The organism is Streptococcus parasanguinis (assembly GCF_000963275.1).
In the GTDB taxonomy this organism is placed as follows: Bacteria; Bacillota; Bacilli; order Lactobacillales; family Streptococcaceae; genus Streptococcus; species Streptococcus parasanguinis_B.
Genome location: NZ_JYOW01000001.1, coordinates 475,928 through 497,162 on the forward strand (window position 1 = coordinate 475,928; position 21,235 = coordinate 497,162).

17 protein-coding genes are annotated in these 21,235 nt (G+C 42.7%); all 17 read left to right on the forward strand.

The window, feature by feature from the left end:
* The first annotated feature begins 75 nt into the window (after window positions 1–75).
* The 17 genes from glgB to TZ97_RS02475 all read left to right on the forward strand — a co-directional run bounded on the left by glgB (window position 76) and on the right by TZ97_RS02475 (window position 21,184).
* Complete coding sequence (gene glgB / locus TZ97_RS02395; protein ID WP_045759252.1) at window positions 76–1,983, forward strand: 1,4-alpha-glucan branching protein GlgB; 1,908 nt, start codon at window positions 76–78, stop codon at window positions 1,981–1,983.
* 50 nt (window positions 1,984–2,033) lie between these two features.
* Complete coding sequence (locus TZ97_RS02400; protein WP_014713084.1) at window positions 2,034–3,176, forward strand: glucose-1-phosphate adenylyltransferase; 1,143 nt, start codon at window positions 2,034–2,036, stop codon at window positions 3,174–3,176.
* Window positions 3,166–4,302: a glucose-1-phosphate adenylyltransferase subunit GlgD gene (gene glgD / locus TZ97_RS02405; RefSeq protein WP_045759253.1), complete on the forward strand. Its 1,137-nt coding sequence runs from the start codon at window positions 3,166–3,168 to the stop codon at window positions 4,300–4,302. The genes TZ97_RS02400 and glgD overlap by 11 nt, the downstream gene beginning before the upstream one ends.
* On the forward strand, window positions 4,302–5,729 hold the full coding sequence (glgA, locus tag TZ97_RS02410; RefSeq protein WP_003006424.1) for a glycogen synthase GlgA: 1,428 nt from the start codon (window positions 4,302–4,304) through the stop codon (window positions 5,727–5,729). Before glgD ends, glgA begins: the two co-directional genes overlap by 1 nt.
* A gap of 233 nt (window positions 5,730–5,962) precedes the next feature.
* Complete coding sequence (locus tag TZ97_RS02415) at window positions 5,963–11,836, forward strand: ZmpA/ZmpB/ZmpC family metallo-endopeptidase (protein WP_045759254.1); 5,874 nt, start codon at window positions 5,963–5,965, stop codon at window positions 11,834–11,836.
* Window positions 11,837–12,064: 228 nt separating this feature from the next.
* Window positions 12,065–12,265: a F0F1 ATP synthase subunit C gene (locus TZ97_RS02420; protein WP_003006433.1), complete on the forward strand. Its 201-nt coding sequence runs from the start codon at window positions 12,065–12,067 to the stop codon at window positions 12,263–12,265.
* Window positions 12,266–12,298: 33 nt separating this feature from the next.
* Window positions 12,299–13,012 (forward strand): F0F1 ATP synthase subunit A, encoded by a 714-nt coding sequence (gene atpB / locus TZ97_RS02425; RefSeq protein ID WP_004219958.1) that lies wholly within the window; start codon window positions 12,299–12,301, stop codon window positions 13,010–13,012.
* A 19-nt stretch (window positions 13,013–13,031) separates the two neighbouring features.
* On the forward strand, window positions 13,032–13,526 hold the full coding sequence (gene atpF / locus TZ97_RS02430; protein WP_004219970.1) for a F0F1 ATP synthase subunit B: 495 nt from the start codon (window positions 13,032–13,034) through the stop codon (window positions 13,524–13,526).
* Complete coding sequence (locus TZ97_RS02435; protein ID WP_024055549.1) at window positions 13,526–14,062, forward strand: F0F1 ATP synthase subunit delta; 537 nt, start codon at window positions 13,526–13,528, stop codon at window positions 14,060–14,062. Before atpF ends, TZ97_RS02435 begins: the two co-directional genes overlap by 1 nt.
* A gap of 15 nt (window positions 14,063–14,077) precedes the next feature.
* The gene (atpA, locus tag TZ97_RS02440; RefSeq protein WP_003006447.1) at window positions 14,078–15,583 is read left to right on the forward strand and encodes a F0F1 ATP synthase subunit alpha; all 1,506 of its coding nucleotides are present in this window, start codon (window positions 14,078–14,080) and stop codon (window positions 15,581–15,583) included.
* Between the two features lie 15 nt (window positions 15,584–15,598).
* Window positions 15,599–16,480, forward strand: a complete 882-nt coding sequence (locus tag TZ97_RS02445) for a F0F1 ATP synthase subunit gamma (RefSeq protein ID WP_003011829.1) — start codon at window positions 15,599–15,601, stop codon at window positions 16,478–16,480.
* Window positions 16,481–16,565: 85 nt separating this feature from the next.
* Entirely contained in the window at window positions 16,566–17,972 is a 1,407-nt protein-coding gene (atpD, locus tag TZ97_RS02450) for a F0F1 ATP synthase subunit beta (protein ID WP_013903321.1), read from the forward strand.
* Window positions 17,973–17,985: 13 nt separating this feature from the next.
* A complete protein-coding gene (locus tag TZ97_RS02455; RefSeq protein ID WP_045759255.1) occupies window positions 17,986–18,405 on the forward strand; it encodes a F0F1 ATP synthase subunit epsilon in 420 nt (139 codons plus the stop codon).
* 97 nt (window positions 18,406–18,502) lie between these two features.
* Window positions 18,503–18,733, forward strand: coding sequence for a DUF1146 family protein (locus TZ97_RS02460; protein WP_013903322.1), 231 nt, complete (start codon window positions 18,503–18,505; stop codon window positions 18,731–18,733).
* A gap of 66 nt (window positions 18,734–18,799) precedes the next feature.
* Complete coding sequence (gene murA, locus TZ97_RS02465) at window positions 18,800–20,083, forward strand: UDP-N-acetylglucosamine 1-carboxyvinyltransferase (protein WP_045759256.1); 1,284 nt, start codon at window positions 18,800–18,802, stop codon at window positions 20,081–20,083.
* Window positions 20,073–20,261 carry a DNA-directed RNA polymerase subunit beta gene (locus tag TZ97_RS02470; protein WP_003006464.1) on the forward strand — a complete coding sequence of 63 codons (189 nt, stop codon included), beginning with the start codon at window positions 20,073–20,075 and terminating at the stop codon, window positions 20,259–20,261. Before murA ends, TZ97_RS02470 begins: the two co-directional genes overlap by 11 nt.
* An 83-nt stretch (window positions 20,262–20,344) precedes the next feature.
* Window positions 20,345–21,184 (forward strand): DNA/RNA non-specific endonuclease, encoded by an 840-nt coding sequence (locus TZ97_RS02475; RefSeq protein WP_045759257.1) that lies wholly within the window; start codon window positions 20,345–20,347, stop codon window positions 21,182–21,184.
* The last annotated feature ends 51 nt before the right edge of the window (window positions 21,185–21,235 follow it).

A 21,235-nucleotide genomic window follows, 5' to 3' on the forward strand; every position in this document is an offset into this window, starting at 1 on the left:
CTTGAAAATTAAGTGATTTTATAGTAAAATAAAAACAACTAGAAAACGCTTTCAAAAAAATAAAGAGGTGAGTATATGGATAGAAGCACAGACTTATGGACATTTGGAAGAGGGGATAATTTCCATCTTCAAGAGTACTTAGGAGCTCACAAGGAAACAAGGGGAGAACAAGAAGGCTTTACCTTCCGTGTTTGGGCTCCCAATGCTCAGGCGGTGGATCTGATTGGTGATTTCACTGATTGGGAAGCTCGTAAAATTCCAATGGTTCGTAATGAAGGAGGCGTCTGGGAAGTCTTCTGTTCCGATGCAAAAGAGGGAGATATATACAAGTATTTGGTGACTCGACAAAATGGTCATCAGGTGCAAAAAATCGATCCTCTAGCGTTATGGATGGAAAAGAGACCCAATACAGGATCTATTATTAAGACCATTCCAGAGAAAAACTGGAAAGATGGTCTCTGGAGAGCACGCCGCAAAAAACTTGGTTTTAAGGAACGACCTGTTAATATTTATGAGGTTCACGCAGGATCGTGGAAACGTAATGAGGATCACAGTTCCTACACCTTCAAACAACTAAAAGATGAACTCATTCCGTATCTGGTAGAAATGAACTATACCCACGTGGAATTTATGCCAGTGATGGCCCATCCATTGGGCTTGAGTTGGGGCTATCAGCTTATGGGCTATTTTGCACTTGAACAGACTTATGGTAGCCCAGAAGAGTTTCAAGACTTCGTGGAAGAATGCCACCTCAACAATATCGGAGTGATCGTGGATTGGGTACCAGGACATTTCATTATCAATGATGATGCCTTGGCTTATTATGATGGAACACCAACCTTTGAATACCAGGATGAACATCGTGCCCATAATTACGGATGGGGAGCCTTGAACTTCGATTTAGGGAAGAATCAAGTCCAGTCATTCTTGATTTCTAGTTTGAAGTTTTGGATTGATACCTATCATTTAGATGGGATTCGGGTCGATGCTGTGAGCAATATGCTCTATCTTGACTACGATAGTGGTCCATGGACACCAAATATTGATGGGGGAAACCTCAACTACGAAGGCGTTCATTTCCTTAGACGTTTGAATGCGATTATCAAGAACGAACACCCAGATGTCATGATGATTGCAGAAGAAAGTTCTGCTGGTCAAAAGATCACGGGTCCTGAAGAAGAAGGTGGACTTGGCTTTGACTATAAATGGAATATGGGGTGGATGAATGATATCCTTCGATTCTACGAAGAAGATCCCATCTACCGGAAATTTGACTTTAACCTGGTAACCTTTAGTTTCATGTATGCATTTTCTGAAAACTTCTTACTACCATTTTCACATGATGAAGTGGTGCATGGTAAGAAGAGTTTGATGCATAAGATGTGGGGAGATCGTTACAATCAATTTGCTGGACTTCGTAACCTCTTGACCTATCAGATTTGCCATCCAGGTAAGAAATTACTCTTTATGGGTTCAGAATTTGGTCAATTTTTGGAATGGAAGTCAGAAGAGCAATTGGAATGGGGCAATCTAGAGGATGAAATGAATGCTAAGATGCGTCGTTTTACTTCTCAGCTCAATCATTTCTACAAAGAACACAAGGAATTGTGGGAGATTGATGATAGCTTTGATGGCTTAGAGATTATAGATGCAGATAACCGGGATCAGAGCGTCTTGTCAATGGTTCGGAAAAATCGTAAGGGCGATCTTCTGGTGTGTGTTTTCAATATGGCACCAGTGGAACGCAAGGACTTTACGATTGGTGTGCCTGTATCAGCGGTCTATGAAGAAATTTGGAATACAGAATTAGAAGAATGGGGAGGTGTCTGGAAAGAGCACAATCCGACAGTTCAGTCTCAAGATGGACTGTGGAAGGATTATGAACAAACTTTGACCTTTACTTTGCCGGCTTTAGGGGCTAGCATTTGGAAGGTGAAACGGAAGGTTCGCAAAACGAAATCTAAAACATCAGATAAAAAATGATGATCGGTTGACTCTAAGGGAGTCCAAGCTTTAAAAAGAGGAAGTAGTCAATGAAGAATGAAATGCTCGCTTTAATTCTTGCCGGAGGGCAAGGAACACGTCTTGGAAAATTAACCAAAAACATCGCGAAACCTGCGGTTCAATTTGGTGGGCGCTATCGGATTATCGATTTTGCTCTCTCAAACTGTGCCAACTCAGGAATTCACAATGTTGGTGTGATTACACAGTATCAACCACTTGCCCTTAACAGCCATATTGGGAATGGTTCCAGCTGGGGTTTAGATGGAATCAATACGGGTGTGTCTATTCTCCAACCTTATTCAGCTAGTGAAGGAAATCGTTGGTTTGAAGGAACTAGCCATGCTATTCTTCAAAACATCGACTATATCGATAGCATCAATCCGGAATATGTCTTGATTCTATCTGGGGACCACATCTATAAGATGGATTACGATGATATGCTTCAAGCGCACAAGGATAATAATGCAAGCTTAACTGTTGCCGTCCTAGATGTACCTTTGAAGGAAGCAAGCCGTTTTGGAATCATGAATACAGATGCCAATAATCGGATTGTCGAATTTGAAGAAAAACCAGCTGAACCAAAATCTACCAAGGCTTCCATGGGGATTTACATCTTTGACTGGGCTCGTCTGCGCAATATGTTGGTTGCTGCTGAAAAGAGTGATATCGATATGTCAGACTTCGGTAAAAATGTCATTCCAACGTATCTAGAATCAGGCGAAAGTGTTTATGCTTATGAATTCAATGGTTATTGGAAAGACGTTGGTACGATTGAGTCTCTTTGGGAAGCCAATATGGAATATATCGATCCAAATAATGCCTTGGATAGTCGCGATCGTCACTGGAAAATCTATTCACGCAACCTCATTTCTCCACCGAACTTCTTTGGGGAACATGGCCACGTCGAAGATTCTCTTGTCGTCGACGGTTGTTCGGTAGACGGTACAGTCAAACACTCCATCTTATCAACAGAAGCTCAAGTTCGTGAAGGAGCAGTTGTCGAAGATGCTGTCGTGATGAGCAATGCCATTATCGGTAAAGGAGCTGTCGTGAAACGCGCGATTATCGGGGAAGGTGCAGTCATTGCAGAAGGTGTCGTGATTGATGGAACAGAGGAAGTACAAGTTGTCGGTTACAATGAAAAAGTGGGGGTAGCAACAGATGAAGATTGATAAATATTCAGCCATTTTAGGAAATACAGTTGGGTATCATGATATGTCCACTTTGACCAGCCATCGTCCGGTAGCATCTCTACCATTTGATGGGAAATACCGCTTGATTGACTTCCCGTTGTCTAGTCTTGCGAATGCTGGTATTCGTAGTGTTTTTGGGATTTTCCAACAAGAAAATATTAGTTCGGTCTTTGACCATATTCGTTCAGGTCGTGAGTGGGGCTTGTCTACTTTATTGAGCCACTATTACCTCGGAATCTATAACACTCCTGTTGAAAATACAAATGTAGGGCCAGAATACTACCAACAATTATTGACCTATTTGAAACGGTCTGGTTCCAACCAAACAGTTGCTTTGAACTGTGATGTCTTGATGAATATTGACCTCAATCAAGTTTTCCACTTGCATAATAGCGTTGACCGTCCGATTACAGTGGTTTATAAGAAGTTGCATCTTCAAAATATCTCTGAAGTCAATGCTATCTTGGAAATTGATGAAACAGACCATGTTACAGAGCAAAGACTTTTCGATGGCAAGGATCCTGACGAAGTCTACAACATGTCGACAGATGTCTTTATTGTGGATACTCCTTGGTTGATTGAAAAAATTGAAGAAGAAGCCAAGAAAAAATACCCACAAAAATTGCGCTATATCTTGCGTGATTTGGCGGTGGAATACAATGCTTTTGCTTTTGAATATACAGGTTACCTAGCCAATATTCATTCAGTTGAATCCTACTACCATGCAAACTTGGATATGTTGGAAAACCAAAAATTCATGAAGCTCTTTTCACCAAACCAAAAGGTGTATACGAAAGTGAAGAATGAAGAACCAACGTATTATTCCAAGACTTCACATATTAAAACGTCTCAATTTGCTTCGGGTAGTATTGTAGAAGGAACCGTTGAACGCTCCGTTGTTTCACGGCGGGTACACCTTCATGAAGGTTCAGAAGTCCGCAGTAGTCTTCTCTTCCCTGGTGTTGTGATTCATGAAAATGCAATCGTCGAATATGCCATCCTGGATAAGGGTGTCGAAGTGGCTGCTGGTGTGACGATTCGTGGGACAGAAGAAGCACCTGTCGTGGTTAAAAAAGGAACGATTGTTACAGAGGATATTGTCTAATGAAACTATTATTTGTTGCAGCTGAAGGAGCACCGTTTTCTAAAACAGGTGGTTTGGGAGACGTTATTGGCGCTCTTCCTAAATCCTTAGCGAAAAGTGGTCATGATGTGCGCGTGATCCTCCCTTACTATGATATGGTAGAGGCCAAGTTTGGAGATCAAATCGAAGATGTCTTGCATTTTGAGACCAAGGTTGGCTGGAGAAGTCAATATGTGGGTGTGAAACGCATTGTGCGCGATGGAGTCACCTTTTACTTTATTGATAACCAACATTATTTCTTTAGAGGTCATGTGTATGGTGACTTCGATGATGGCGAACGCTTTGCCTTCTTCCAGCTCGCAGCCTTAGAAACGATGGAACGGGTTGACTTCATTCCAGATGTTCTTCATGCCCATGATTACCATACAGCGATGATTCCTTTCTTGCTGAAGGAAAAATACCGTTGGATTCAAGCTTATCATGGAATTAAAACAGTATTGACTATCCATAATTTGGAATTCCAAGGTCAGTTCGACCCAGGAATGTTGTGGGACCTATTCGGAGTTGGATTTGAACGCTATGCAGATGGAACTCTTCGGTGGAATGATTGCCTGAACTGGATGAAAGCCGGCATTCTATATGCTGACCGTGTGACAACTGTTTCTCCTAGCTATGCGCATGAGATTATGACTGCTGAATATGGTTGTGGCTTGGATCAGATCCTTCGAATGGAGTCTGGCAAGGTGACCGGAATTGTTAACGGGATTGATGCAGATCTGTATAATCCTGAAACGGATCCGCTCTTAACGTATCACTTCAGTCTCTCAGATCTTTCAGGTAAAGCAGCTAGTAAACGAGCTCTTCAAGAACGTGTTGGTCTACCTGTTCGCGATGATGTTCCTTTGTTTGGGATCGTCTCTCGTTTGACACGTCAAAAAGGTTTTGATGTGGTGGTAGAAGAGTTGCATCAACTTTTGCAAAAGGATATTCAGATTGTCTTGCTCGGTACAGGAGATCCTGGATTTGAAAATGCCTTTGCTTGGTTTGGTCAAGCCTACCCAGATAAACTTTCAGCGAATATCACATTTGATGTCCAATTGGCCCAAGAAATCTATGCAGCGTCGGATGTCTTCTTGATGCCAAGCCGCTTTGAACCATGTGGCCTTTCTCAAATGATGGCCATGCGTTATGGAACCCTTCCTCTGGTGCATGAAGTCGGCGGACTTCGAGATACGGTCCAACCGTATAATGCTGTTGATGGAAGTGGAACAGGCTTTAGCTTCAATAATTTATCTGGCTATTGGTTTAACTGGGCAGTTGATGAAGCCTTGGCTGTCTACTACAATGACAAACAGGCTTGGTATGGTCTCCAAGAGCAAGCTATGACGCGTGACTTCTCATGGGATACGGCTAGTCAACGATACAATGATTTGTACCAATCCTTATAAATAGATCTATGATACAAACGCCTTTCGAGGCGTTTTTTGTGTTGCTTTCTTCCTATAAAGAAAACGGTTTATATTTTTGAGTTTTAGAGCTTGCTAAAATAGAAGAAAAAAGATAAGATAGGTAAAGGTAAAAAATCCCGGGAAGGTTCTTATTTCTGGAAAGGATCCCAGCCTCTCTAAAAATAATCAGGTCCCTGATCGAGGGTTAAATATTACTATATAGGAATTTTAGGATGAAAAAAGCGAAACAAACGTTTGAAAAAATGACCAAATATTCGATTCGAAAATTATCTGTCGGTGTTGGTCCGGTAGCCATTGGAGCCTTTTTATTAGGAGGAAGCTTGTTAGGAGCTCGTCCTGTCAAAGCAGATCAGGTGACTCTACCTGCTCATGTGCACTTAGGATATGTGACAGAAGAAGAGCTAACTGCTGAAGAAAAAGAACAGGTGATTCATGCAATCCCTGAAGAGTATCAAAATGAAGATACTTTCTATCTCGTCTATAAGAAGAAGGAAGCAATTCAGTCGGTTCTTCCTCAAACAGGAAGTCAGGAAGTCGCCCTATTTGGCCTAAGTCTAGTCACTGCTTCCTTTGCGGTCCTCTTGCTCTCTAAAAAGCACCGGAAGAAGGTCATGGGCGTCCTTTTGATTGGAGTCATGGGACAAAGTCTTCTACTTCCAGTTGAAGTCGCAGCGCTACAAAATCAAGTTTTGCGCGCCTATAATCAGGATCTTGCGATTGCATCGAGCAAAGATCTGGCAAATGGCGTGATTCATATTGATGGCTATGACTATGTTGGCTATCTGCGCTACCCGTCTGTCCAAAAGACGAACTCACAAGAACCAAAAGCTATTCAGAGAATCCAACCATCTGTAGAGAGTTCGATCAAAACAAGTGCAGGGATTGCACAAATGGAACCACAAGCGCGTGTGACCCCAGAAGTCGCTCCAGCCTTTCCTCAAGTTGAAAAACCAAGCCTGGAAGTCTCTACTGAGCCTGTGCCTTTTGAAACTGTCCACCAAGCTGATTCTACATTAGCCAAAGGGCAAACCAAGGTGCTGACTGCTGGCCAAAATGGGGAGCGGACCCTATTGACAGAAGTGAGTGTGGTAGATGGACAAGAAGTTCGCAGAGTAGTTGAAAGCAAGGTCACGAAAGAACCAGTTTCACAAATTCTTGCTGTCGGGACAAAAGAAGATGCCCAACCAACCCCTCAACCCAGCCCTTCTCCAGTTGTAACGGCCAAAGGGAAACAAGAAGAAGGCCATGTCGGCGAAGCTCCTGTTCAACCAGAGAATCCGGTCTATACAGGCGTAGTGGAAGCTAAGGGAACACAAGAAGAAGGCCATGTCGGCGAAGCTCCTGTTCAACCGGAGAATCCAGTCTATACAGGTGTGGTAGAAGCCAAGGGGACACAGGAAGAAGGCCATGTTGGTGAAGCTCCTGTTCAACCGGAGAATCCAGCCTATACAGGTGTGGTGGAAGCCAAGGGAACACAGGAAGAAGGCCATGTCGGCGAAGCTCCTATTCAACCGGAGAACCCAACCTATCAAGTAACGGAAGGGACTGTAACAGAGACAGAAACGGTAATCCTTCCATATGAAACAGAGTATGCAACGGACGCCAATCGTTACACCGATGAAGAAAGCCTCCTTCAAAAAGGAGAGACTGGTAGCCAGGAGATTCGTCGTGTTTATAAGACGGTTAATGGTGAGAAGATTGGAGAGCCTCTCAGTACGACCACTGAAACGGTCAAAGCTCCTGTGACAGAAAAAATTAGTCGTGGGACCAAGGCTATTGAAGGCCAAAAAGAGGAAGTTGCTTTTGAAGAAATTCCATTTAAGACGGTAACCGAACAAGATGCCACCTTGCTAAAAGGAACTGAAAGGGTTTCTCAAGCCGGTAAGAATGGGAAGAAGAAAATCACCAAGGTCTACAAGACCATCAAGGGAGTTAAATCGGCGGATGCCCCAACGGTTACGGAGGAAGTAGTTGAACAAGCTCAAGATCGGATCATTCAAAAAGGGACCAAAGAACTTGACAAGCCAACCTTGACTTTGACCCAGGTCGATAAGGAAGAATTGAAGCGCAGTGCTAAAGCTACTTATCGTTTGGACAAACCAGATGGTGTGACCATCAAGTCCATCCAGGCTGTATTGAAGAAGGGTGATCAAGTTGTGAAAACTTTCGCCCTTTCAGAGACGGACTTAGCAGCTGCCCTAGCGGACTTAGACTACTACAAGGATTATACGCTCGCAACGACTATGGTCTATGACCGTGGAAATGGGGATGAAGAAGAAGTTCTCAAGGAAGAACCTCTGAGAATTGATCTTAAAAAAGTTGAAATCAAAAACATCAAGGAAACCAGTCTGATTAGCGTGGATGACCAAGGTCTTGAAACAGATAGCAGCCTCTTGTCTGAAACACCATTAGATGTGAAGCCTTACTACTTAAAGGTCACCACCCATGATAATAAGGTCACAAAACTGGCCGTTGATAAAATAGAAGAAGTGACGGTAGATGGCACGACCCTCTACAAAGTAACAGCCAAAGCTCCTGATCTTATCCAACGGACTGCGGACAGCCAGTTTAGTGAGGACTATATCCACTATATTGCAAAACCCAAAGCACATGAAGGTGATGTCTACTACAATTTCAACGAACTTATAAAAGCCATGCAAGCCAATCCGACTGGTACCTTTAAACTGGGTAGCAATATGAATGCGGCCAATGTCCAGCCAGCAGGAAAATCCTATGTAACCAATGCCTTCAAGGGAATTTTGGAAAGTACGGATGGAAATAAATTTGCCATTCATAATATTACCAGACCATTGTTTGGAAACATCGAAGGTGGTTCGGTTAAGAATCTCTTGCTTGAAAATGTTGCGATTGACTTACCTGGAGTTGATCGAGTGGCTCCAATTGCCAATGTTATTAAAAACAATGCAACTGTCGAGAATGTTAAAGTAACAGGAAGTGTTGTCGGGAACAATGACGTAGCAGGGATCATCAATAAAATTGATGGCAGTGGGAAGGTCAGCAATGTTGCCTTTATCGGTAAATTGCACGCTGCTGGTAACAAAGGTGGTTATCTAGCGGGTGTTGTTGGCGAGAACTGGAAAGGTGTTGTTGAAAAAGCTTACGTTGATGCTGAAATCACTGGGAACAAAGCCAAAGCTGCAGGTTTAGTCTATTCCTCTCAAAATGGAGCAAATAACCATACAGTAGGTAAAGAAGGAGTCCTTAGAAATTCAGTTGCTAAAGGCTCGATTGAACTCAAAGAAGCGGTGCAATCTGGTGGATTACTAGGGACCAACTGGGCCTTGGGGACTATTGAAGACAATATCACCATGATGAAAGTCAAAACAGGTGAGATGGTCTTCGGACACTCAGATATTGACGCAGATGATTACTTCACCTATTCAAGAACCAAGCGCAATTATAGTGTGGACAGCGTGAGTGAAGGGAAGAAATCCTTTAACAATTCCCGTAAAATCCCAAGCATCTCGCTGGCAGAAGCTGAGCAGAAAATCGAAGCAATGGGAATTACGGCTGATAAATATACCATCAGTAAGCCGATTGAAGATACGCTTAATCACCTTGTTAGCAAGGACGATCAATACAAGGCCATCACTGGTTACGATGCGACTCGTGAGCTAGCTTACCGCAATATTGCTAAATTGCAACCATTCTATAACAAAGAATGGATTGTCGACCAAGGGAATAAATTGGCTGCAACGAGTCCTCTCTTGACCAAGGAAGTCTTGTCTGTGACCGCTATGAGGGGCAATGATTTTGTCACCGAACTAGCTAATGCTGATCACATTCTGATCCATTATGCCGATAAGACAAAAGATATTTTTAGCATGACGCCGAAAGACTCTAAGGTCAAACAAGTCAAAGAGTACAGTGTAGCGGAGCTCGGTGAAGTGGTCTATACGCCGAATATGGTGGATAAGGACCGGAGCGATCTCATTCATGCGATCGTTGAAAAATTAAGCTCTGTAGAATTACAATCAGATCCTATCTACACACACTTAGGTCGAACAGGTCCTAACAAAGTCAATGCCATTAAGAACCTTTACCTCGAGGAGAGCTTCCAAGAAGTCAAGGACAATCTGACTCACTTTGTAAAACAACTGGTTGAAAACCAAGATCATCAATTAAATACAGATGAGGCTGCCAAACGAGCGCTCATTAAGAAAATTGATGACAACAAGGCTGCTGTTCTTTTGGGGCTTTCTTACCTCAATCGCTATTACGGAGTGAAGTTCGATGATGTCAATCTTAAGCAGCTCATGTTGTTCAAGCCAGACTTCTATGGGAAGAATGTCGATGTTTTAGACCGCTTGATTGAAATTGGCTCAAAAGAAGACTACATCAAAGGGACTCGTACCCACGATGCTTTCCGGGAAGTCGTTGCTAAATCGACTCTTTCTGGGAACCTAAATGACTTCCTGAAGTACAATATGGAGCTCTTCACAAAAGAGACAGACTTGAATGATTGGTTCATCAAAGCAACTAAAGACAATGTCTATATTGTGGAGCCTGAGACGACCAATCCAGCGTTCGCATCTGCTAAGCATAGAGCCTATGAGGGCTTAAACAATGATGTTCACGGTAAAATGATCTTGCCACTCTTGAACTTAAAAGATGCTCATATGTTCTTGATTTCAACTTACAATACCATGGCCTATAGTTCCTTTGAGAAATATGGTAAGAATACGGAAGCAGAGCGGAATGCCTTCAAAGCTGAAATTGATAAGGTGGCGAAAGGACAACAGAATTACCTAGATTTCTGGTCACGTCTAGCAACGGATAAGGTTCGCAATCAACTCTTGAAGAGCAACAATATGGTGCCGACCCCTGTCCTTGATAACCAAAACTACAAGGGCATTAGTACAGACCGCTATGGCCATACCAACAATGGCAAAGATGTCGCTCCAATCCGTGAATTGTATGGTCCAACCGATCGTTACCATGCGACAGATTGGCGGATGGGAGCAGTGGCGCGAATTTACGGAAATCCATATAAAGATGATTCTGTCTTCTTCATGGTGACGGATATGATCAGTGACTTTGGGGTCTCTGCCTTCACGCACGAAACAACGCACGTCAATGACCGCATGGTTTACTTAGGTGGTTGGAGACACCGCGAAGGAACCGATATCGAAGCCTTTGCCCAAGGCATGCTCCAAACACCATCCGTATCCAATCCAAATGGGGAATACAAGGCTTTAGGTCTCAATATGGCCTATGAACGTCCTAATGATGGAAACCAATGGTACAATACCAATCCAAATGATTTGAAGTCACGTGATGAAATTGATCGGTATATGAAAGGCTATAACGACACCCTCATGCTTCTGGATTACCTAGAAGGAGATGCTGTCCTTAATAAAGGCAGTCAAGCATTAAACAATGCTTGGTTCAAGAAGGTTGACAAGCAATACCGAGGGGCTAACACCAAGAATCAATTTGATAAGGTGCGTCCTTTGAGTGATGAGGAAAAAGCAATTGCTTTACATACAGTCGATGACCTCATCACCAACAACTTCATGACTAATCGTGGTCCTGGAAATGGGGTCTATAATCCATCTGACTTTGGCTCAGCCTATGTGACTGTACCTATGATGACAGGGATCTATGGTGGGAACACCAGTGAAGGGGCTCCTGGAGCCATGTCCTTCAAACACAATACCTTCAGACTCTGGGGATACTATGGCTACGAAAAAGGCTTCTTAGGTTATGCTTCAAACAAGTATAAACAAGAATCCAAACAAGCAGGTCATGCGACTCTAGGAGATGATTACATCATTCAAAAGATTTCTGATGGAACATTCAGTACCCTTGAAGACTGGAAGAAAGCTTATTTCAAAGAAGTTGTGACAAGTGCCAAAAATGGAATTCAATCTATTGAAATTGATGGCACTACTTACAGCACTTATGATGACTTGAAACAAGCTTTCGCTACTGCAGTTGAAAAAGATCAGGCCAGCTTGAAGAATGGTGCTGTCAAATTTGACAATACCCTTGCCTTGAAAGAAAAAATTTTTAAGAAATTACTGCAACAAACAGACAGTTTCAAAACGTCTATCTTTAAATAATCGAATTCTCTCATCTGCTGAGCAGGTGAGAGTTTTTTAGAAGAAAAAATGAATAGAGGTGGACAAAGCGTCTAAAAATTAAAAGAAATCAATCGTAGATAGGAAAGTTTATCATATTAAAAAAATAACGTAATTTCACTAAAACGCTTACTTTGCTAGGAAATATTTGACTATTATATCTTTTAGGAGTAAACTAAGGAGGTAAAATTTATAAAAGGAGAATTCATCATGAATTTAACATTTTTAGGTCTTTGTTTAGCCTGCTTTGGTGTATCACTGGCAGAAGGTTTGATGATGAGCAGCCTATTGAAATCTGCGTCTCGTCAACCAGAAATTATTGGTCAATTGCGTAGCCTCTTGATTCTTGGTGTTGCCTTTGTCGAAGGTACTTTCTTCGTAACCTTGGTTATGGCCTTCATTATCAAATAAGCACTTCTATTTTAGAAAAGGAGGTGTCAAAACTTGGAAGAAAGTATCACTCCAACGATAACTCTTGGACCTGTAACTTTTAATTTGACCCTACTTGCTATGACCTTGATTGCTGTTTTGGTGGTTTTTGGCTTTATTTATTGGGCCAGCCGTAAAATGACGATCCGACCAAAGGGCAAACAAAATGTGCTGGAATACGCATATGACTTTGTCGTAGGCTTCACCAAAGGAAATATTGGGGAACATTATATAAAGGACTATTCCTTGTTCTTGTTTGTTCTTTTCCTATTTCTTTTAGTGGCCAATAACATTGGATTGATGGCTAAAATCGAAACGACCAATGGTTACAATTTGTGGACATCACCAACCGCTAACCTGGGTTATGACTTTGCCTTTTCATTTTTGATCACCTTAATCGCCCATGTAGAAGGAATTCGCCGACGTGGTGTGAAGGAATATTTAAAGGCTTTTGTGACACCTGGATTTATGACCCCCATGAATATTTTGGAAGAATTAACGAACTTTGCCTCCTTGGCACTTCGGATCTTCGGAAATATCTTTGCGGGTGAGGTATTAGCAAGCTTGCTCGTGAACTTATCACACCAAGCTTTCTATTGGTATCCATTTGCCTTTATTGGTAGCATGGCATGGACTGCATTTTCAATTTTTATTTCATGTATCCAAGCCTATGTGTTTACCATGTTGTCATCAATCTATATTGGTAAGAAAATTAATGGTGAAGAGTAAGTAGAGGAGGAGTAGAAGAATGCATGTATCAATGAGTGAAATTATTGGTAACTTTATTCTCATTGCTGGTTCCTTCCTATTATTAATCTTTTTAATAAAGAAATTTGCATGGAACAATATCAATGGAATTTTAGAAGCGCGTGCCAAAAAGATTACAGATGATATTGATGGAGCAGAATCAGCTCGTCAAAAAGCTGAGGAACTAGCAAGTAAACGTGAAGAAGAGTTGGCAGGTAGCCGCAAAGAAGCTGCGTCTATTGTCGAAAATGCAAAGGAAACTGCAGAAAAGAACAAATCTCAGATCCTTTCAGAAGCCACTCAAGAAGCAGTACGTTTGAAAGAAAAAGCGCAACAAGAAATTGCGCATAACAAAGAAGAAGCATTGAACAGTATCAAAGGCGATGTGGCAGATCTCACTGTCAATCTTGCCAGCAAATTGTTGAGTCAACAGCTGGATGCTGAAGGTCAACGCCAACTGATCGATCGCTATCTTGATGAATTAGGAGAAGCCTAATGGACAAAAAGCAACTGATGGTGATTGAGAAATATACCCAGCCTTTTGTTCAATTGGTCTTTGAAAAAGGAGAACAAGACCTAGTCTTTGAAAAATTGACCCAAATCAAGGGGATTTTTGAAGAGACTGGACTTGCTAACTTCTTAGCTCATATCGGTGTAGAGGATGAAGAGAAAGCAAAAAGTCTAAGACTTTTTCAACCCTCTGATTCACAATTACTCGACCATTTGATTGAAGTGGTTATTCTCAATCATCGTGAAGCCTTATTTTATGACATTGTAACGATTTGTTTGGATCAGATTCAACTGTTGAGTAACGCTTTTGTCGTCACTGTTACGACGGTTGCTGGTTTGGATCCTGTTCAAGAGCAAAAGCTAATCCCCATTATCGAAAGAAAATTTGGGATTCAAGTTCGCTCGATCCAACAAAAGATCGATCCAGATTTAATTGGTGGCTTTGTCGTGACAGCCAATCATAAAACGTTGGATACCAGTCTCAAACACCAATTGCAAGTTATAAAATCTAAATTGAAATAGAAAGTGGTGTGAATTTTGGCGATTAACGCACAAGAAATCAGCGCTTTAATTAAGCAACAAATTGAAAATTTCAAGCCAAACTTTGACGTCACTGAGACAGGTGTTGTAACCTACATTGGTGACGGGATTGCCCGTGCTCATGGTCTTGAAAATGCCATGAGTGGTGAGTTGTTGATCTTTGAAAATGGCTCATACGGGATGGCCCAAAACTTAGAAACAACGGATGTTGGGATCATCATCTTGGGTGATTTCACGGATATTCGTGAAGGAGACTCTGTCCGTCGTACAGGTAAAATCATGGAAGTCCCTGCAGGGGATGCCTTGATTGGTCGGGTTGTCAACCCACTGGGCCAACCAGTAGATGGTTTGGGTGAGATTGTGACAGATAAATTCCGTCCAGTTGAAACACCAGCTCCTGGCGTTATGCAACGGAAATCTGTCTCAGAACCCCTACAAACTGGTTTGAAAGCCATTGATGCCCTTGTTCCAATCGGACGTGGTCAACGGGAATTGATTATCGGGGACCGTCAAACAGGGAAAACTTCGATTGCCATCGATACCATCTTGAACCAAAAGGGTCAAGACATGATCTGTATCTATGTGGCGATTGGTCAAAAAGAATCAACAGTTCGTACGCAAGTAGAAACTCTTCGTAAATACGGAGCCATGGATTATACGATTGTGGTAACCGCTTCGGCTTCCCAACCGTCTCCATTGCTCTACTTGGCACCTTATGCCGGGGTTGCCATGGCAGAAGAGTTCATGTATAACGGTAAACACGTTTTGATCGTCTATGATGATTTGTCAAAACAAGCCGTAGCCTACCGTGAATTGTCCCTTCTTCTTCGTCGTCCACCAGGACGTGAAGCCTTCCCAGGGGATGTCTTCTATCTCCACAGCCGTTTGTTGGAACGTTCAGCTAAAGTTTCAGATGAATTGGGTGGTGGCTCTATTACAGCTCTTCCAATCATTGAAACCCAAGCAGGAGATATTTCTGCTTATATCGCAACCAACGTGATTTCGATCACAGATGGACAAATCTTCTTGCAAGATAGTTTGTTCAATGCTGGTATTCGTCCGGCCATTGATGCAGGTTCTTCTGTATCCCGTGTAGGGGGAGCTGCCCAAATCAAGGCTATGAAGAAAGTTGCGGGTACCCTTCGTATCGACCTTGCTTCATACCGTGAATTGGAAGCCTTCACGAAATTTGGTAGTGACTTGGATGCTGCGACTCAAGCGAAATTGAACCGTGGTCGCCGAACAGTTGAAGTCTTGAAACAACCTGTTCATGAACCATTGACAGTTGAAAAACAAGTCGTGATCTTGTATGCCTTGACTCATGGTTTCTTAGATAGTGTTCCAGTAGACGATATTCTTCGTTTCCAAGAAGAGTTGTTTGATTACTTTGAAGCACATTATAACCAAATCTTTGAGACGATTCGTTCGACACATGATCTTCCAGCAGAAGAAGAACTGGATGCAGCCCTTACAGAATTTGTCAACCAGTCAAATTTCAAATAGAAATAGGAGTGGAAGATGGCAGTTTCATTAAATGATATAAAAAATAAAATTGCATCCACTAAAAATACCAGTCAAATTACCAATGCCATGCAGATGGTGTCTGCTGCTAAACTCGGGAAATCGGAGCAAGCGGCCAAGGATTTTCAGGTTTATGCCGCTAAGGTACGTAAGTTATTAACAGACTTGCTCCATGGACATGAAACAGAAAATGCTAAGTCCCATCCCATGTTGGTGAGTCGGCCGGTAAAAAAGACAGCTTATATCGTGATTACATCCGATCGTGGTTTGGTCGGAGGCTACAATGCCTCCATCCTTAAAACCATGATGGAAATGAAGGCAGAATACCATCCAACTGGAGATGACTTTGAAGTGATCTGTATTGGAAGTGTCGGTGCGGATTTCTTCCGTGCCCGTGGGATTCAGCCGGTTTATGAATTGCGTGGTTTGCCTGATCAGCCTAGCTTTAAGGAAGTTCGTAAGATCATTTCAAAAACAGTCCAAATGTATCAGGAAGGCTTGTTTGATGAGTTGTATGTCTGTTACAACCATCACGTTAACAGTTTAACTAGCCAAATGCGGGTAGAACAGATGCTTCCGATTATTGATTTGGACCCCAATGAAGCAGATGAGGATTATGTATTGAATCTAGAATTGGAATCTAGTCGAGATGCCATTTTGGATCAATTGCTCCCTCAATTTGCTGAAAGCATGATCTATGGTGCCATTATTGATGCTAAAACAGCTGAAAATGCTGCGGGGATGATGGCCATGCAAACTGCAACAGACAATGCCAAGAAAGTCATTGATGAATTAACGATTCAATACAACCGTGCTCGTCAAGCAGCGATTACACAAGAAATTACTGAAATCGTTGCTGGTGCTAGCGCCCTTGAATAGTTGTCGGATACAATTTTATATACAAAAACAGATGCTCGAAAAAGAACTTTTGAGCAGTAGAAATTACTTAGAATAGGAGAATGACATGAGTTTAGGCAAAATTTCTCAGGTCGTAGGTCCCGTCGTAGACGTTGCCTTTTCCGTTGGAGATAAACTTCCTGAGATCAATAATGCGCTTGTAGTCTATAAAAATGACCAACAAAAATCAAAAGTCGTTCTTGAAGTAGCTTTGGAACTTGGTGATGGGGTCGTACGGACCATCGCCATGGAATCAACCGATGGTTTAACACGTGGAATGGAAGTCTTGGACACAGGTCGTCCAATCTCTGTTCCAGTCGGAAAAGAAACCTTGGGACGTGTCTTCAATGTTCTTGGAGATACCATTGACTTGGATCAACCTTTTGCTGAGGATGCTCCTCGTGACTCCATCCACAAAAAAGCTCCATCCTTTGACGAGCTCTCTACTTCAGAAGAGATTCTTGAAACAGGGATCAAGGTCATTGACCTCTTAGCCCCTTATTTGAAAGGTGGGAAGGTCGGACTCTTCGGTGGTGCCGGAGTTGGGAAGACTGTCTTGATTCAAGAATTAATCCATAATATTGCCCAAGAACACGGTGGTATTTCTGTATTTACCGGTGTTGGGGAACGAACACGTGAAGGGAATGACCTTTACTGGGAAATGAAAGAATCTGGCGTTATTGAAAAAACAGCCATGGTCTTTGGACAAATGAATGAGCCACCTGGAGCACGGATGCGTGTTGCTTTGACTGGTTTGACCATTGCGGAATACTTCCGTGATGTCGAAGGTCAGGACGTTCTCTTGTTTATCGACAATATCTTCCGTTTCACCCAAGCCGGATCTGAAGTATCAGCCCTTTTGGGACGGATGCCTTCAGCCGTTGGTTACCAACCTACTTTGGCAACTGAAATGGGGCAATTGCAAGAACGGATTACGTCAACCAAGAAAGGTTCTGTTACTTCCATCCAAGCCATCTATGTGCCAGCCGATGACTATACAGACCCAGCGCCAGCAACCGCCTTTGCCCACTTGGATTCAACAACCAACTTGGAACGTAAATTGGTACAATTGGGGATCTACCCTGCGGTGGACCCATTGGCATCAAGCTCACGTGCCCTTTCTCCAGAAATCGTAGGAGAAGAACACTATGCAGTAGCTTCTGAGGTCAAACGCGTCCTTCAACGTTACCATGAATTGCAAGATATCATTGCGATCTTGGGGATGGATGAATTGTCTGACGAAGAAAAGACCTTGGTTGCTCGTGCTCGCCGGATCCAATTCTTCTTGTCACAAAACTTCAACGTTGCGGAACAATTTACCGGTCAACCTGGTTCATACGTACCTGTTGCAGAAACTGTTCGTGGTTTTAAAGAAATCTTGGACGGAAAATATGACCATCTTCCTGAAGATGCCTTCCGTGGTGTTGGATCGATCGAAGATGTGATTGCCAAAGCTGAAAAAATGGGATTCTAAGAAGAGGTGAAAGATGAGTCAAATGAACGTCCAAATCGTTACACCGGATGGACTGGTTTATGATCATCATGCCGCATTTGTATCTGTCAAGACAATTGATGGTGAATTAGGGATTTTACCTCATCATATCAATACCATTGCGGTTTTGGCTGTAGACCAAGTAAAGGTTCGTCGTGTCGACGATGACAAACATATTAATTGGATCGCCGTGAATGGTGGGATTATCGAAGTAGTAGATAATGTCATTACCATTGTTGCCGATTCTGCCGAACGTGCTCGAGATATCGACATTAGTCGTGCAGAACGTGCCAAACTGCGAGCTGAAAAAGCGATTGAAGAAGCCAAAGATCAGCATTCGGTTGATATGGAACGTCGTGCTAAAATTGCTCTTCAACGCGCCATTAACCGGATTAATGTCGGAAATCGTTTATAAGATATTCAAAATAAGGTAGAGGTCTTGTCCTCGCCTTATTTTTGTTGAGTGAGAATCAAAAGAAGAAAGTGAGAATCAAATATGGTATAATAGCTGTATGATCCAAATGATTTTTAACTTTTCAAGCCATTTATTGTTTATCTTTTTTGCCTATTACCTATTGTTGAACCTGGTTCAATGGGAAAAGTTTTTAAAAGTAAGTACTGAAAATGCTGTTAAAATCCGTTTTTTGATCTTGATGCTCAGCATTGGAATCGGCTATCTAGCCAGCTCATTTTTTATCAGCGTGTATGAGATGAGTCGGCAGATTTTTATTGGCCAATTCTAACCACATTTTATAAAAAATATGGTATGATAGAAAGCGTGACTTTAAGAAATTGGAGAACAATCCCGTATGGAAAAAATAATCGTTAATGGTGGTCATAATCGACTGGTTGGAACCGTCAAAATCGAAGGAGCCAAAAATGCTGTCCTTCCTCTTCTTGCTGCAACAGTTCTAGCAAGCGAGGGCGTGACAACCTTGAAAAATGTACCTGTTTTATCAGATGTCTTTACAATGAACAATGTTGTTCGTGGGTTGAATGCACAAGTAACCTTCAATGAAGAAGATAATACGGTTGTCGTAGATGCGCGAGAGAAATTGTCTGAGGAAGCGCCTTATAAATATGTGAGCAAGATGCGGGCTTCTATCGTTGTCTTGGGTCCTGTCTTGGCACGCAATGGCCATGCCAAAGTTTCCATGCCTGGTGGCTGTACGATCGGTAGTCGTCCGATTGACCTCCACTTGAAAGGTCTGGAAGCTATGGGCGCTGAAATTACCCAAACAGCCGGCTATATTGAAGCAAAAGCAGATCGTCTCAAGGGAGCACACATCTATATGGACTTCCCATCAGTAGGGGCGACACAAAATATTATGATGGCGGCAACCTTGGCTGATGGAGTCACTGTGATTGAAAATGCAGCTCGAGAACCTGAAATTGTTGACCTAGCTCTCTTGCTCAATAAAATGGGGGCTAATGTTAAGGGGGCAGGAACTGAGACTTTGACTATTGTTGGTGTGGAGAGCTTGCACGGGGCAAACCACAATGTTGTGCAAGACCGCATCGAGGCCGGAACCTTTATGATTGGGGCAGCCATGACTGGTGGAGATGTCTTGATCGAAGATGCCATTTGGGAACACAACCGTCCGCTTCTATCTAAGATGCAGGAGATGGGTGTTACGGTAACCGAAGAAGAAAATGGAATTCGAATTCAGTCGGATATCAGTAAGCTCCGTCCAGTGACCGTTAAAACTCTTCCCTACCCAGGATTCCCAACCGATATGCAGGCTCAATTCACAGCCTTGATGGCCATGGCTAAAGGTGAGTCTACCATGATTGAAACGGTCTTTGAGAATCGCTTCCAGCATTTGGAAGAAATGCGTCGGATGGGCGTTCACTCGGATATTATGCGGGATACAGCTCGTATCGTTGGAGGGGAAAGCTTCCAAGGTGCAGAGGTTATGTCGACCGATTTACGAGCAAGTGCAACCTTGGTCTTGATGGGCTTGGTAGCAGAAGGAGAGACGAAAGTCAGCAAATTAAGTCACTTAGATCGTGGTTATTATCAATTCCATGAGAAATTGGTGGCGCTAGGTGCAGACGTGAAACGTGTAGAGGAAGAAGACGATGAAAACTAATCTTCGCTATGTTGGAAAACAGCTAGGGATTGTCCTCCTGTTGGCTGTGATTGGAATCATCATTTTTGCAGTTGGTTTGGTCATTGGTTATGGAGTGATTGGAGATGGAAAAAATCCATGGTCCATTCTCTCTCCGGACACTTGGTCAGAGATCATTGGAAAGCTAACAGGCAAATAAGCTTTTAACTAAAATTGAGTAAAAAGGAGAGCAGCGAATCGAGTCAATGACCCATCTAGCGCTGCTCTTTTTTGGAGAGAGGTATGACAAAACAAGTATTCACAAAACGAACCAAACAAACCCTCGCAGGTTTTGTGGTGGCAACGGCCCTAGCTATCGGGGGCTATTATTTTAATCAACCGACGGTAAAAGAAGCGACGGATCAGGTTGTTTCGGTGGTGACTAGTAGCCAACAAGAAACACCTAGTAAAGAGTTAGCTAGCTCTGTATTAACGAAATCTGCCCGTTCACAATTAGGGAATGACTTGGAATGGAACGGCGCAGGAGCCTTTGTAGTTAAGGGGAATCGGACAGATCTGGATGCCAGTGTGGCTAGTCAACCCTATGCGGATAACAAGACAAAAGAAGTGAATGGAAAGACCGTGCCGACGGTTGCGAACGCTATTATGACTAAGGCGACTCGCCAGTACAGAGATCGAGATGCAACAGGTAGTGGCCTAACCGATTGGAAACCAGCAGGTTGGCATCAGGTCCATCATCTGTCAGGCGAGTATGACCATGCTGTGGATCGGGGCCACCTATTGGGCTATGCCTTGATCGGTAATCTCAAAGGTTTCGATGCTTCGACTAGCAATCCCAAAAATATCGCTGTGCAAACGGCTTGGTCCAATCAAGCCAATGATCCTCATTCCACCGGTCAAAACTACTATGAGACCCTGGTCCGAAAAGCACTGGATAAGAACAAGCGGATCCGCTATCGGGTGACCTTGATCTACAACCATCCAGAAGATCTGATTCCATTAGGATCACAGATCGAAGCCAAATCGAGTGACGGGACCCTTGAGTTCAATGTCTTTGTTCCCAATGTTCAAAGTGGTATTAGCCTGGATTACCAGACAGGAAAAGTAACCGTTCATCAATAAGCCAGAAAGCATGGCTATTTAAGTTATTTTTAAGAATGGGGTGTTACAATT

Excerpts from the sequence above, each read along its gene's own strand:
- murA (WP_045759256.1), top strand. The coding sequence starts at position 18,800 with ATGGAAAAAATAATCGTTAATGGTGGTCATAATCGACTGGTTGGAACC.
- atpF (WP_004219970.1), top strand. The coding sequence starts at position 13,032 with ATGCATGTATCAATGAGTGAAATTATTGGTAACTTTATTCTCATTGCT.
- glgA (WP_003006424.1), top strand. The coding sequence starts at position 4,302 with ATGAAACTATTATTTGTTGCAGCTGAAGGAGCACCGTTTTCTAAAACA.
- TZ97_RS02445 (WP_003011829.1), top strand. The coding sequence starts at position 15,599 with ATGGCAGTTTCATTAAATGATATAAAAAATAAAATTGCATCCACTAAA.
- TZ97_RS02415 (WP_045759254.1), top strand. The coding sequence starts at position 5,963 with ATGAAAAAAGCGAAACAAACGTTTGAAAAAATGACCAAATATTCGATT.
- glgD (WP_045759253.1), top strand. The coding sequence starts at position 3,166 with ATGAAGATTGATAAATATTCAGCCATTTTAGGAAATACAGTTGGGTAT.
- TZ97_RS02455 (WP_045759255.1), top strand. The coding sequence starts at position 17,986 with ATGAGTCAAATGAACGTCCAAATCGTTACACCGGATGGACTGGTTTAT.
- TZ97_RS02400 (WP_014713084.1), top strand. The coding sequence starts at position 2,034 with ATGAAGAATGAAATGCTCGCTTTAATTCTTGCCGGAGGGCAAGGAACA.
- glgB (WP_045759252.1), top strand. The coding sequence starts at position 76 with ATGGATAGAAGCACAGACTTATGGACATTTGGAAGAGGGGATAATTTC.
- TZ97_RS02460 (WP_013903322.1), top strand. The coding sequence starts at position 18,503 with ATGATCCAAATGATTTTTAACTTTTCAAGCCATTTATTGTTTATCTTT.
- TZ97_RS02420 (WP_003006433.1), top strand. The coding sequence starts at position 12,065 with ATGAATTTAACATTTTTAGGTCTTTGTTTAGCCTGCTTTGGTGTATCA.
- TZ97_RS02475 (WP_045759257.1), top strand. The coding sequence starts at position 20,345 with ATGACAAAACAAGTATTCACAAAACGAACCAAACAAACCCTCGCAGGT.
- TZ97_RS02435 (WP_024055549.1), top strand. The coding sequence starts at position 13,526 with ATGGACAAAAAGCAACTGATGGTGATTGAGAAATATACCCAGCCTTTT.
- atpD (WP_013903321.1), top strand. The coding sequence starts at position 16,566 with ATGAGTTTAGGCAAAATTTCTCAGGTCGTAGGTCCCGTCGTAGACGTT.
- TZ97_RS02470 (WP_003006464.1), top strand. The coding sequence starts at position 20,073 with ATGAAAACTAATCTTCGCTATGTTGGAAAACAGCTAGGGATTGTCCTC.